The 12,845-nt window shown below is 74.0% G+C and carries 14 protein-coding genes; 9 read left to right on the top strand and 5 right to left on the bottom strand.

Annotated elements, in window-relative coordinates:
* Nucleotides 1-55: 55 nt before the first annotated feature.
* The 3 genes from ACFWOG_RS33930 to ACFWOG_RS33920 form a co-directional block, all read right to left on the bottom strand.
* On the bottom strand, nt 56-2,275 hold the full coding sequence (locus ACFWOG_RS33930; protein ID WP_329880047.1) for an NADP-dependent isocitrate dehydrogenase: 2,220 nt from the start codon (nt 2,273-2,275) through the stop codon (nt 56-58).
* A gap of 187 nt (nt 2,276-2,462) precedes the next feature.
* On the bottom strand, nt 2,463-2,843 hold the full coding sequence (locus ACFWOG_RS33925) for a DUF4180 domain-containing protein (protein ID WP_329951018.1): 381 nt from the start codon (nt 2,841-2,843) through the stop codon (nt 2,463-2,465).
* Nucleotides 2,836-3,273 (bottom strand): helix-turn-helix domain-containing protein, encoded by a 438-nt coding sequence (locus ACFWOG_RS33920; protein WP_329880051.1) that lies wholly within the window; start codon nt 3,271-3,273, stop codon nt 2,836-2,838. The genes ACFWOG_RS33925 and ACFWOG_RS33920 overlap by 8 nt, the downstream gene beginning before the upstream one ends.
* 233 nt (nt 3,274-3,506) lie before the next feature.
* Between ACFWOG_RS33920 and ACFWOG_RS33915 the strand changes: the two genes are divergently transcribed.
* On the top strand, nt 3,507-3,833 hold the full coding sequence (locus tag ACFWOG_RS33915) for an SAV_915 family protein (RefSeq protein WP_380363050.1): 327 nt from the start codon (nt 3,507-3,509) through the stop codon (nt 3,831-3,833).
* Nucleotides 3,830-4,141, top strand: coding sequence for a hypothetical protein (locus ACFWOG_RS33910; RefSeq protein WP_329951016.1), 312 nt, complete (start codon nt 3,830-3,832; stop codon nt 4,139-4,141). Before ACFWOG_RS33915 ends, ACFWOG_RS33910 begins: the two co-directional genes overlap by 4 nt.
* A gap of 69 nt (nt 4,142-4,210) precedes the next feature.
* Here ACFWOG_RS33910 and ACFWOG_RS33905 read toward each other — a convergent pair whose 3' ends face one another.
* Together ACFWOG_RS33905 and ACFWOG_RS33900 are read right to left on the bottom strand one after the other, a co-directional pair.
* The gene (locus ACFWOG_RS33905; protein WP_380363048.1) at nt 4,211-5,095 is read right to left on the bottom strand and encodes a DMT family transporter; all 885 of its coding nucleotides are present in this window, start codon (nt 5,093-5,095) and stop codon (nt 4,211-4,213) included.
* A gap of 405 nt (nt 5,096-5,500) precedes the next feature.
* Entirely contained in the window at nt 5,501-7,126 is a 1,626-nt protein-coding gene (locus ACFWOG_RS33900; RefSeq protein ID WP_329951014.1) for an FAD-dependent monooxygenase, read from the bottom strand.
* Nucleotides 7,127-7,443: 317 nt separating this feature from the next.
* Here ACFWOG_RS33900 and ACFWOG_RS33895 point away from each other — a divergent pair, with 317 nt between their 5' ends.
* The 7 genes from ACFWOG_RS33895 to ACFWOG_RS33865 all read left to right on the top strand — a co-directional run bounded on the left by ACFWOG_RS33895 (nt 7,444) and on the right by ACFWOG_RS33865 (nt 12,799).
* Complete coding sequence (locus tag ACFWOG_RS33895) at nt 7,444-8,610, top strand: SchA/CurD-like domain-containing protein (RefSeq protein ID WP_329951013.1); 1,167 nt, start codon at nt 7,444-7,446, stop codon at nt 8,608-8,610.
* A 62-nt stretch (nt 8,611-8,672) separates the two neighbouring features.
* Complete coding sequence (locus ACFWOG_RS33890) at nt 8,673-9,107, top strand: cupin domain-containing protein (RefSeq protein ID WP_329880056.1); 435 nt, start codon at nt 8,673-8,675, stop codon at nt 9,105-9,107.
* Nucleotides 9,104-10,363: a beta-ketoacyl-[acyl-carrier-protein] synthase family protein gene (locus ACFWOG_RS33885; protein ID WP_329880057.1), complete on the top strand. Its 1,260-nt coding sequence runs from the start codon at nt 9,104-9,106 to the stop codon at nt 10,361-10,363. The genes ACFWOG_RS33890 and ACFWOG_RS33885 overlap by 4 nt, the downstream gene beginning before the upstream one ends.
* A gap of 5 nt (nt 10,364-10,368) precedes the next feature.
* Nucleotides 10,369-11,613 carry a beta-ketoacyl synthase N-terminal-like domain-containing protein gene (locus tag ACFWOG_RS33880; protein WP_329951012.1) on the top strand — a complete coding sequence of 415 codons (1,245 nt, stop codon included), beginning with the start codon at nt 10,369-10,371 and terminating at the stop codon, nt 11,611-11,613.
* Nucleotides 11,614-11,728: 115 nt separating this feature from the next.
* The gene (locus ACFWOG_RS33875; protein ID WP_329951011.1) at nt 11,729-11,989 is read left to right on the top strand and encodes an acyl carrier protein; all 261 of its coding nucleotides are present in this window, start codon (nt 11,729-11,731) and stop codon (nt 11,987-11,989) included.
* Between the two features lies 1 nt (nt 11,990).
* Entirely contained in the window at nt 11,991-12,446 is a 456-nt protein-coding gene (locus ACFWOG_RS33870) for an SRPBCC family protein (RefSeq protein ID WP_329880061.1), read from the top strand.
* Nucleotides 12,443-12,799, top strand: coding sequence for a TcmI family type II polyketide cyclase (locus ACFWOG_RS33865; RefSeq protein WP_380363044.1), 357 nt, complete (start codon nt 12,443-12,445; stop codon nt 12,797-12,799). Before ACFWOG_RS33870 ends, ACFWOG_RS33865 begins: the two co-directional genes overlap by 4 nt.
* The last annotated feature ends 46 nt before the right edge of the window (nt 12,800-12,845 follow it).

Genomic DNA, 12,845 nt, shown 5'->3' with positions numbered 1-12,845 from the left:
GCCCCGGGATCCGCTCCTGCGGATCCCGGGGCCTCCCGGTTCACTTCGCCTGCGGTCAGCCGAGGTTGGCCAGCGCGTCGTTGAAGGTCTTCGACGGACGCATCGCGGCCGCGGCCTTGGCCGGGTCCGGCTGGTAGTAGCCACCGAGCTCGACCGGCGTGCCCTGGACGGCGGCCAGCTCCTCGACGATGGCCTGCTCCTGCTCGCCCAGCGACTCGGCGAGGCCGGCGAAGGCCTGCGCCAGCTCGGCGTCCGCGGTCTGGCCGGCCAGCTCCTGGGCCCAGTACAGGGCCAGGTAGAAGTGGCTGCCGCGGTTGTCGATGCCGCCGAGGCGACGGCTCGGCGACTTGTCCTCGTTGAGGAAGGTGCCGGTCGCGCGGTCCAGGGTGTCGGCCAGCACCTGGGCGCGGGCGTTCTCCGTGGTGCGGGCCAGGTGCTCGAAGCTCGCGGCCAGCGCGAAGAACTCGCCCAGGCTGTCCCAGCGCAGGTAGTTCTCCTTGACCAGCTGCTGGACGTGCTTCGGGGCGGAGCCGCCGGCACCGGTCTCGAACAGGCCGCCGCCGTTGATCAGCGGCACGACCGACAGCATCTTGGCGCTGGTGCCCAGCTCCAGGATCGGGAAGAGGTCGGTCAGGTAGTCGCGCAGCACGTTGCCGGTGACCGAGATGGTGTTCTCGCCGCGGCGGATGCGCTCCAGCGAGAACGTGGTGGCGTCGACCGGGGCCTTGATCTCGATCTGCAGGCCGGTGGTGTCGTGCTCCGGCAGGTAGGCCTTGACCTTCTCGATCAGGACGGCGTCGTGCGCACGGGTCTCGTCCAGCCAGAAGACGGCCGGGTCGCCCGAGACACGGGCGCGGGTGACGGCCAGCTTGACCCAGTCGCGGATCGGCAGGTCCTTGGTCTGGCAGGAGCGGAAGATGTCGCCCGGCTCGACGGCCTGCTCCAGGACGACGTTGCCCTCGGTGTCGACCAGGCGGACGGTGCCCGCGGCGGCGATCTCGAAGGTCTTGTCGTGGCTGCCGTACTCCTCGGCGGCCTGGGCCATCAGGCCGACGTTCGGGACGGAGCCGATGGTGGCCGGGTTCAGGGCGCCGTGGGCGCGGCAGTCGTCGAGGACGGCCTGGTAGACACCGGAGTAGCTGCTGTCGGGCAGCACGGCGAGGGTGTCGGCCTCCTGGCCGTCCGGGCCCCACATGTGGCCGGAGGTGCGGATCATGGCCGGCATCGAGGCGTCGACGATGACGTCGCTCGGGACGTGCAGGTTGGTGATGCCCTTGTCCGAGTCGACCATGGCCAGGGCCGGGCCGTCGGCCAGCTCGGCGTCGAACGAGGCCTTGATCTCGGCGCCGTTCTCCAGCGCGTCGAGGCCGGCGAGGATGCCGCCGAGGCCGTTGTTCGGGTTCAGGCCGGCGGCGACGAGCGCCGGGCCGTACGCGGCGAAGGTCTTCGGGAAGAAGGCGCGGACCACGTGGCCGAAGATGATCGGGTCGGAGACCTTCATCATGGTGGCCTTGAGGTGGACCGAGAACAGCACGCCCTCGGCCTTGGCCCGGGCGACCTGGGCGGCCAGGAACTCGTGCAGGGCGGCGACGTGCAGCACGGAGGCGTCGACGACCTCGCCGGCCTGGACCGGGACCGACTCGCGGAGCACCGTGGTGGTGCCGTCCGCGGCGAGCAGCTCGATGCGCAGCGAACCGGCCTCGGCGATCACGGTGGACTTCTCGGTGGAGCGGAAGTCGTTCTCGCCCATGGTGGCGACGTTGGTCTTGGAGTCGGCCGACCACGCGCCCATGCGGTGCGGGTGCGTCTTGGCGTAGTTCTTGACCGACGCGGGGGCCCGGCGGTCCGAGTTGCCCTCGCGCAGGACCGGGTTGACGGCGCTGCCCTTGACCTTGTCGTAACGGGCGCGGACGTCCTTGTCCTCGTCGGTCTGCGGGTCGTCCGGGTAGTCCGGCAGCGCGTAGCCCTGCGCCTGCAGCTCGGCGACGGCCGCCTTCAGCTGCGGGATGGACGCCGAGATGTTCGGCAGCTTGATGATGTTGGCGCCCGGGGTCTTGGCGAGCGCGCCCAGCTCGGCGAGGGCGTCGCCGATCTGCTGGCCCTCCTCCAGACGCTCCGGGAAGCTCGCGATGATCCGCCCGGCGAGGGAGATGTCGCGCGTCTCCACCTTCACGCCCGCCGTCGAGGCATACGCCTGCACGACCGGCAGGAACGAGTACGTTGCCAGGGCCGGCGCCTCGTCGGTGTGCGTATAGATGATGGTCGAGTCAGTCATCGGTACTCCGCTTCGCGTCTCCAACGTCTTGACGTCAAGATATCTCGTGATCGCCCCTTCGCTCCACCTCCCCCCGGTTCGGATGTGCGGGGGGAGGCGTCCGGGGCACCGGGGCGACGGTCAGCTCCACGGTGGTCCCGGCGCGGGCGCGCGGCAAGCGGAGCGCCCGGAGGACCGCCGGAGGGGGCTACCGGAGGGCGCCCGAGCGGGCCGCCAGCCGCGCCTCGAACTCGGCCAGGTCGGCCAGGAACCAGAGCTGCCCGCCCCGGTTGGACTCCCGGACGAAGTCCCGCAGGGCGCCGCTGGCCAGGGTGTGCCGGGAGATGTCGCCGAGGACGGCGAGCCCGACCCGGTAGGTGGCGAACTTCTGCACGATCCCGCCGGCGATCCGGGTGCTCAGGGTGAAGAACTCGTCCGGGAAGCGCTCGGCCGGGACGAGCACCCAGGCGGCGTCGCGACCCAGGGCGTCGCCGATGACGTCCATCGCCGCGGACTCGTCGCGGATGGCCGGGCCCTCGGCGGGCAGCCGCAGGACACCGGACGGGGCGGTGGGGCTGTGCTCAGACATGACGGTTCTCCGTGGTCATGGAGTGGATGACGGCGAGCAGCTCGGCCGTGTCGGCCGGATCGCCGAGGATGATCACCTTGAGGGTCGCGCGCTCCTCGTTGTGGAGGGACTCCACCCGCGTCGGGACGGTGTTCCCGCGCGGGCCCGAGACCAGTGCCACGAGGGTGTTCGACAGCCGGACGGCCTCCCGTACACCGACACCGTCGATCTGGACGACGGTGGAGACCTCGACGTGCAGCGGACCGGGCTCCGGCGGCGCCGACGCCTCGGGGTCCGCGCCGGCGAAGGACTCGAAGTCGCGGCGGGCGATCCGGTACTGCTTCCCGATCCTGGTGGCCCGCAGCCGGCCGTCGCGGACGTAGCCGCGGACCGTCCGCACGTGCAGCCCCAGCAGCTCGGCCACCTGTTCCACCGAGTAGTACTCCGGCACCGGACACCCTTCGCGCGATGACTCCTTACGGTCGGAAACTACCATGAGAATAGGTTGGATAGGGAAGGATAGGGAGTGCTGTCCGATGAGCGGTACAGCCGACCGTCAGAACTTCGTCAACGCAGCGCGGCATTCGGTCAACGCTGCGTCAGGACGGCGTCCGACTGCCCGGCGCCGCCCTAGCGTCGAAGGAGCAGTTCCGGCAGGCCCCTCCACCACTCGGGAGCACCCGCATGGCCCGCGTCGTCTGGCACGTCCCGGTCACCGTCACCGGCAGGACCACCGCTCTCCGCCTCTTCCGCCTTCGGGACGGCCGCCGCTGCGCGGTCGGCTTCAGCTCCGCCGGCGCGCTGGCCGGCCTGCTCGGCGCCGGGCAGGCCGCCGTCGAGCTCGGCGAACCCGCCCTGCGCGCCCTGACCGCCCCGCTCGGCGTCGACGAGCTGGTCCTGGACCCGCGCCTGGTCGCGCAGCCCGTCGCGGGCGGCGCGGACCGCCCGACCGGTGCCCGCCGCCCGGCGGCGGGCACCGGCCTCCCGGCCGCCCGGCTGCAACACCGGTGAGCGCCCTCCACCTCGTGCCCGGCGCGCCCGGGCCCGAGGAGGCCCGGCCGCTGCAGGCCCTCGCCCGGGTGAGCTACGGTCCGGTCCCGCTCGACTTCGACCGGCTGGCCGCCGAGTTCCCGGCCGTCCAGAGCGGCCTCGCCCTGGCCGGCGACGCCGACCTCGAACTCCGGCTCGCCTGCACCGGGCCGGAGGAGTTACGGGCCGTCTCCGTCGCCCTGCTGCGCGCCGGGGCCGCCCACGTCCGCATCGACCTCGTCCTGCGGGCGCTGATCCCGGGTCAGCCCGCGCTCCGGTCCGTGCCCTGACGGCCCGTGCCCCGCTGTCCGGAGGGGAGCACGGGCCGGGCGCGGGCCGGGCGCGGGCGCCGGGAGGGCCTACACCCCCTGGCGGGTGAGGGCCGCGACGGCGGTCAGCAGCAGCGCCGAACCCGCCACCAGGGCCGGGGTGAGCGGCTCGCCGAAGCACACGACGCCGAGCACCGCGGCCGTCGCCGGTTCGAGCAGCACCAGGACGGCGGCCGTCACCCCCGGCACCACGGTCAGACCGGCGAAGTACCACCGGTAGGCGAACAGGGTGGGCACGGTGCCGAGGAAGAGCAGCGCACCGGCCGTCGCCAGCGGCTCCCCGGCGGACGGCAGGACCCCGCCCTCCGCCACCGCGAGCGGCAGCAGGCAGAGCAGCCCGGTGGTGAACGCCCCGGTCGAGGCGCGCGCCGAACCGCCACCGCGCGCCCAGAGCGTCAGCCCGCTCTGCCCGGCCCCGGCCAGCACCGCGAGCGCCGCCCCGAGCAGCGGACGCGGACCGGCCGCCGGGGCGGCCACCAGCAGCGCCAGCCCGCCGAGCGCGAGGGCGAGCGCGACCGACGCCCGGGCCGTCAGGCGCTCACCGAGCAGCAGGTGGGCACCGAGGCTGGTGAGCACCGGACCGGCGCCGATGGTGATCAAGGTGCCGAGGCCGAGACCCGCGTACTGGACCGAGGCGAAGTAGGCGCACTGGCTGACGGCCAGTGCGAGCCCGGTCAGGACGGCCGCGCGGCGCGGGGCACCGCAGGCCCGCCCCCCGGCCGTCCGCCGGAGGGCGGGCAGCAGCGCGAGGCAGCCGGCCGCGACGGCGAACCGCCAGGCACAGACGGCCACCGGGCCGAGCCCTCCGGTGCGCAGCAGCAGGGCGGCGACGGCTCCGCCCGCGCCCCAGGCCACGGCGGCGGCCGAGATGGACAGCAGGCCGTGCCGGACCGGCACGGCGACATGAGTGGTCATGCGTTCGTTCTCCACGACGGGGTGCCGGGCGGGGCCCGGCCGGATGAGGTCCACCGGTGGCGCGGGCGGCACTCATCGGCCCGGTGGCGGGGGGCCGCCGGGCGGGGTGTGCGTGGAGGGGCCGCCCGCTAGCGGACGGGCGGCGGCAGGATCACGAAGCGCATGGGGCCACCCTAGCGCCGGCCGGCGGGCGGGCGGGCCGCGGCGAGATCGGACTGATCGGCCCGACGTGGGCCTCCGTCGGCTCGACCATCGGCTCGGGACGGCGGTACGGCGCGAAGAACGACGTCGTCGTCGCCGGGTCGACGCGGGCGGTCACCGGGACCGCGTCACCCCTCGCGCCACGGGGCGGGCCCGCCGGTTCACCCACCCGGCGGGCCCGCCCCGTTCCCTCGCGGACCGTGTCTACAGCGACAGCACCGCGCGCAGCGCCCGCTCCACCTCCGCCTCCGGGTCGTCGGCCGCCCCCTCGGCCCGCCAGGCCACGAACCCGTCGGGCCGGACCAGCACCGCACCGTCCGGGCGCACGCCGTGCGACGCGGCGAAGTCGCCACCGGGCTCGGGCGCCAGGTCGTCCTCCGCCCCGTCACCGATCCGGTACGCGTCGAGCGGGACGGCCAGCCGGTCCGCGGCCCGCCGCGCCGCCACGTGCCAGGCCGCGCCCTCCGGGCCGGTCAGCAGCACCATCGCCTGCTCGTACAGGTCGAGGGTGGAGAGCCGGACCCCGGCGCGCAGCAGCCACTGGTGCGGCGCCCGGCTGCCGGGCTCACCGGCCGACTCGAACGCCTCCGGCACCACCGGACCGGCCGGATCGGTCCCGGTCACGGCGCCCGACCGGTACCGGTAGCCGAGCGCCACCGACAGCACACCGGCCTGCCGGCCGACGCCGGGCACCACCGCGTACCCCGGGTGGCTGTGCTCGGCCGACCGCGCCGACGCCCGCTCCCCGGTCACCTGGGCCACCGGCCGCCGCTCGCTCCCGTACGTCTCCAGCAGCCCCGGACCGGCCCAGCCGCACAGCGCCGCGGCCAGCTTCCAGGCCAGGTTGTGGGCGTCCTGGATGCCGGTGTTGGAGCCGAACGCCCCGGTCGGGGACATCTCGTGCGCCGAGTCCCCGGCCAGGAACACCCGCCCGGCGGAGTAGCCGTCGGCCACCCGCTCGGCCGCGTGCCAGGGGGCCCTCCCCGTGATCTCGACATCGAGGTCCGGCATGCCGACCGCGGCCCGGATGTGCCGCACGCAGCGCTCGTCGGTGAACGCCTCCAGGGGCTCGCCGCGCTCCGGGTGCCAGGGCGCGTGGAACACCCACTCCTCGTGGTTGTCCACCGGCAGCAGGGCGCCGTCCGCCTCCGGAGCGGTCAGGTAGCAGGCGATGAAGTGACGGTCGCCCACCACCTCGGCCAGCCGCTTCGCCCGGAAGGTGATGCTGACGTTGTGGAACAGCTCGCCCTTGCCGCTCTGGCCGATCCCCAGGGCCTCCCGGACCGGGCTGCGCGGACCGTCCGCCGCGACCAGGTAGTCGGCCCGCACCCGGCGCTCCTCGCCGGTCTCCCGGCTGCGCAGCAGCGCCGTCACGCCCTCGTCGTCCTGCTCGAAGGAGAGCAGCTCGGTCGAGAACCGGATGTCCGCGCCCAGCTCCCGGGAGGACCGCAGCAGCACCGGTTCCAGGTCGTTCTGGCTGCACAGGCACCACGAGCTGGGGCTGAAGCGGGCGAGCCGCCCGCCCGGGTCGATCTCCCGGAACAGCCACTCCTGCTCCTCCCCGGTCAGCGAGGGGGCCTGAAGGATGCCGTGGTTCGGCGCGAGCACCGAGGCCGCCTCGCGGATCGCCGGCTCGATCCCGGCCACCCGGTACAGCTCCATCGTGCGGACGTTGTTGCCTCGGCCACGCGGGTGATGCGAGGTGTCGGCGTGCTTCTCGACCAGCAGGTGTCTGACACCCAGTCGGCCCAGGAAGAGCGAGGCGGACAGCCCGACCAGCGAGCCGCCGACGATCAGGACCGGCACCCGGTCGTCAACCTTCGGATTCATCAATTGCTCCAGCCTGTACGGAGGTTCGGGGCCCTGATGCGGGCTCGGAGCCGCCCTCGACGGGGCTCTCGGACACAGCGGCCCCGTTCTTCCATCCCCCGCGCCGGGGGGCTTCTGCCGCCGCTTCGCCCGGATGGCCCGCATATCTCGCGCCGCCCGTGCCCGCCGCGCACGATCAACCTCAGACCTGGCGCCGACCCCGACCGGCCGACCGCCACCGCACCGCCCTCCCCCCGCCGGAGGCCACCCGGCCCCTCCGGCCCGGCGCCGCCGCACGCGGCCCCCGACGCGTACGGCCCAGAAGCAGAAAGTGGATCATGACGACCCTGTCCGAACCCCCCGCGCGGCAGCACTCCGAATCCGAGACCCGCCTGCGGGTGGTGCTGATGCTGGAGATCCAGGACGGCGCCCAGCAGCGCTTCATGGACGTGTACGAGCAGCTCCGCCACCAGGTGGCCACCGTCCCCGGCCACGTCAGTGACCAGCTCTGCCAGTCCATCAACGACCCCCGCCAGTGGCTCATCACCAGCGAGTGGGAGGACCAGGAGACCTTCCTGGAGTGGGTGGACAGCCCGGCCCACCGGGAGATGGTCAAGCCGATGCACGGCTGCGTCAGCGACACCTTCCGCTCGCTGCGCTACACCATCCTCCGCGAGACCTCCGCCGCCGGCGTCACCGGCACCCGGGCCCCGCAGGAGGTGCCCGAGGGCCTGCCGCGCACCACCCCCTCCGGACAGGCCGGCCCGCCCAAGGCCGACCCCGGGCCCGACGGCGTGGTCCGGCACGCCCTGACCTTCACCGTCAAGCCCGGCAGCGAGCCGGAGGTCGCCCGGATCCTCTCCGGCTACACCTCGCCCCGCGCCGAGGTCGACGACACCACCCGGCTGCGCCGCACCTCGCTGTTCATGCACGGCAACCGGGTGGTCCGGGCGGTCGAGGTGGTCGGCAACCTCGGCGACGCGCTGCGGCACGTCGCCATGCAGCCCGAGGTACGGGCCGTCGAGGAGGCCATCAACCCGTACCTGGAGGAGGCCCGCCAGCTGGGCGACCCGCAGGCGGCCCGCGCCTTCTTCGCCCGGGCCGCACTGCCGGCCGAGCACCAGGCGATCGCCGGCTCCCCCGCCTCCGGCCGGCTGCACCGGCACGCGGTGCTCTACCCGGTCAAGCCCGGCAACGGCCAGGCCGTCGCCGACCTGCTCGCCGACTACGACAACCTGGCCACCGTCGACCCGACCGGGCCCGTGGTCACCAGCACCGTCTTCCACCGGGACGACGTCGTGGTCCGCCTGGTGGACCTGCGGGTCCCCGCCGAGGCGGACCCGGCGGCAGGACTCGGCGTCGCCGGCGAGCGCGAGGCCGCCCTCCTCGGCCGGCTGCTCGACCTCGGCCCGGAGGGCGACCTGCGGACCGTCGGCGGGCTCAGCGCCGTCCTCGCCGCCCGCGCCATGAACCCGGTCACCGACCGCACCTCCCAGCCCGCCTGACGCTCCGCCGCCTCCCCGGCCGGGCCACCACCACCGATCCCGACATCCGTAAGGAAGAAACCATGTCCACGCAGTACCCACGGATCGTGCACGTCTCCGAGGCGCCGGAGAACCGCAGGCGCGGCGGCGACCTGCGCGCCATCCTCACCCCGACCACCTGCGGCGCCACCAGCGGGTTCATGGGGCTGGCCATCGTGCAGCCCGGCGAGCGGATCGGCGAGCACTACCACCCGTACTCCGAGGAGTTCGTCTTCGTCGTCGCCGGCGACCTGGAGGTGGACCTGGACGGCGAGACCCGGGTGCTCAAGCCCGAGCAGGGTCTGATGATCCCCATCGACATGCGCCACCGGTTCCGCAACGTCGGCGACACCGAGGCCCGGATGGTCTTCCACCTCGGCCCGCTGGCACCCCGCCCCGAACTCGGCCACGTCGACACCGAGGAGACGGAGCCGGTGGGCACCTCCGCCCCGCCGGAACACGCCAAGGTGGCCTCGTGAGCCGGCGACGGGTCGCCGTCACCGGAATCGGCGTGGTCGCGCCCGGCGGAGTCGGTGTCCCCGCGTTCTGGGAACTCCTCACCTCCGGGCGGACGGCGACCCGGGGCATCACGCTCTTCGACCCCACCGGGTTCCGCTCCCGGATCGCCGCCGAGTGCGACTTCGACCCGGCCGCCCACGGGCTCGGCCCCGACGAAGTCCAACGGGCCGACCGTTACGTCCAGTTCGCCATGGTGGCCACCGACGAGGCGCTCGCCGACTCCGGGCTGGACCTGGCCGCCGAGGACCCGTGGCGGATCGGCGTCTCGCTCGGCACCGCCGTCGGCGGCACCACCCGGCTGGAGCACGACTACGCCCTGGTCAGCGCCGGCGGCGCCCGCTGGGACGTCGACCACCGGCGGGCCGAACCGCAGCTGCACCGGGCCTTCGCGCCCTCGACGCTCGCCTCGGCGGTCGCCGAGCGGACCGGGGCGCGCGGCCCGGTGCAGACCGTCTCCACCGGCTGCACCTCCGGCCTCGACGCCATCGGGTACGCCTTCCAGAGCGTCGAGGAGGGCCGCGCCGACATCTGTCTCGCCGGCGCCTCCGACTCCCCGATCTCGCCGATCACCGTCGCCTGCTTCGACGCCATCAAGGCCACCAGCGAGCGCAACGACGACCCGGCGCACGCCTCCCGGCCGTTCGACGCCCACCGTGACGGCTTCGTGCTCGGCGAGGGCGGCGCCGTCCTCGTCCTGGAGGAACTGGAACACGCCCGGCGGCGCGGCGCCCGGATCTACGGCGAGATCGGCGGCTTCGCCACCTTCGGCAACGCCTACCACATGACCGGCCTCACCCAGGAGGGGCTGGAGATGTCCCGGTCGATCGACCACGCGCTCGCCCACGCCAGGGTCGACCGCGGCGACGTCGACTACGTCAACGCACACGGCTCGGGCACCAAGCAGAACGACCGGCACGAGACGGCGGCCGTCAAACGCTCGCTCGGCGAGCACGCCTACCGGACGCCGATGAGTTCGATCAAGTCGATGGTCGGGCACTCGCTCGGCGCGATCGGCGCGATCGAGGTGGTCGCCTGCACCCTCGCGCTCGACCGCGGCGTCGTCCCGCCGACCGCCAACTACGAGACACCCGACCCGGAGTGCGACCTCGACTACGTACCGCGCACCGCGCGGGAGATGCCGCTGCGCCACATCCTCTCGGTCGGCAGCGGGTTCGGCGGATTCCAGTCCGCCGTCGTGCTCACAAGAACGGGGTGAGATCCATGACGTCACGTCAGCAGAACCGCCGGGCGGTGATCACCGGCCTCGGCGTGGTGGCGCCGAACGGCGTGGGGGCCGACGCCTTCTGGAAGGCCACCAGGCAGGGCGTGAGCGTCCTCGACCGGATATCCCGTGAGGGCTGCGCGGACTTCCCCCTGCGCATCGCGGGCCAGGTGAGGGACTTCGACCCGGCCGCCGCCATCGACAGCCGCCACCTGGTGCAGACCGACCGGTTCACGCACTACGCGATGGCCGCCGCCGACCAGGCGGTGGCGGACGCCGGATACGTCCCCGACCCCGACGACCCGTACGCGGTCGGCGTGGTCACCGCGGCCGGCTCCGGCGGCGGCGAGTTCGGCCAGGGCGAACTCCAGCAACTCTGGGGCAAGGGACCGCAGTTCGTCGGCCCCTACCAGTCCATCGCCTGGTTCTACGCCGCCAGCACCGGCCAGGTCTCCATCCGCGGCGGCTACAAGGGCCCGTGCGGGGTGGTCGCCAGCGACGAGGCCGGCGGCCTGGACGCCCTGGCCCACGCCGCCCGCGCCATCGAACGCGGCACCGACGCGGTGGTGGCCGGCGCCGCCGAGGCCCCGCTCGCGCCGTACTCGATGGTCTGCCAGCTCGGCTACCCCGAGGTCAGCCTCGCCGACCGGGCCGACCGGGCCTACCTGCCCTTCTCCCCCGCGGCCTGCGGCTTCGCCCCCGCCGAGGGCGGCGCGATGCTCCTCCTGGAGGACGAGCGGACCGCCCTCGGGCGCGGCGCCACCGTCCGGGCGTACCTGGCCGGGCACGGCGCCACCTTCACCGGTGCCTCCCGCTGGGAGGAGTCCCGGGAGGGCCTGGCCGCCGCCATCCGGATCGCCCTCGACCAGGCCAGGATCTCGCCGGAGGAGGTCGACGTGGTCTTCGCCGACGCCCTCGGCGTCCCCGCCGCCGACCGCGCCGAGGCGCTCGCCCTGGCCGACGCGCTCGGCCCGTACGCCGAACGCGTCCCGGTCACCGCCCCGAAGGCCGGCACCGGCCGGGCCTACTGCGGCGCGCCGGTGCTCGACACCGCCGCCGCCGTGCTCGCCATGGAGGACGGCGTCCTGCCGCCCACCCCGAACGTCACCGAGGTCGGACACGACCTGGCCCTGGTGACCGGGCGCGCCCGGCCGGCCGAGCTGCGCACCGCGCTGGTGCTCAGCCGCGGGCTGATGGGCTCCAACTCGGCCCTGGTGCTCCGGCGTGGCGACCGGGAGGCCTGATCCACGCCCCGCCCGTGCCGTCGTTCCACCGCTCCACCGGTCGCCCGTCGCCCGCCCCGCCGGCTCGACCGTCCGGCCGCTCAACCGCAACTCGCACGCTATGAAGGGACATCCCGTGAGCAACACCCTCAGCTATCCCGAACTCGCGACGCTCATCCAGGCCCGGGCCGGCGTCGCCGTCGACCCCCTCGACCTGGAGCGCCCCGGCGTCAGCTTCGACGACTTCGGCGTGGACTCCCTCGGCCTGCTCGGCGTGGTCGGCGAGCTGGAGAACCGGCACGGCGTGAAGGTCACCAACGGCGCGGAGTCGGCGAAGACCCCCGCCGAGTTCCTCGACCTGGTCAACTCCGCCGTCACCGCGAAGGCGGGTGCCTGAGATGGCCGGACACACCGACAACGAGATCGTCATCGCGGCACCGCTCGACCTGGTCTGGGAGATCACCAACGACCTGGAGAACTGGCCCCAGCTGTTCAGCGAGTACGCCTCGGTCGAGGTGCTGGAGCGGGACGGCGACCGGGTCACCTTCCGGCTGACCATGCACCCCGACGACGACGGGAAGGTGTGGAGCTGGGTCTCCGAGCGCACCACCGACCGGTCCTCGCTCGCGGTCCGGGCCCGGCGGGTCGAACCCGGCCCGTTCGAGTTCATGGACATCCAGTGGGAGTACGCGGAGGTCCCGGCCGGCACCAGGATGCGCTGGGTGCAGGACTTCTCGATGAAGCCCACCGCGCCGGTCGACGACGACGGCATGGTCAACCACATCAACCGCAACTCGCGGATCCAGCTGCAGCTGATCCGCGAGAAGGTCGAGAAGAAGGCCGCGGAGCTGTGAGCACGACGTCCCCCCTCACCACGCAGACCCACCGCGCGCTGATCGTCGCCCGGATGAAGCCGGACGCGGCCCGGGGCATCGCCGACGTGTTCGCCGAGTCCGACCGGGGCGAGCTGCCCCAGCTGATCGGCGTCACCGGGCGGAGCCTCTTCCAGTTCGGCGACGTCTACCTCCACCTGATCGAGGCGGACCGGCCGCCCGGCCCGGCCGTCGCCCAGGTCGTCGGGCACCCGGAGTTCCGGGCGGTCAGCGACGCGCTCACCGCGTACGTCCAGGCGTACGACCCGGCCACCTGGCGCGGGCCGAGGGACGCCATGGCGCACGAGTTCTACCGCTGGGAGCGCACCGGCTGAGGGCCGGTGCCGGTCCGTCGAGCGGACACCCCGTCGGCCTGCGGCC

Source organism: Kitasatospora sp. NPDC058406 (assembly GCF_042722765.1).
Lineage (GTDB): Bacteria > Actinomycetota > Actinomycetes > Streptomycetales > Streptomycetaceae > Kitasatospora.
Note: the sequence above shows the minus strand (reverse complement) of the source record. Positions and strands in the feature narration are given on the sequence as shown.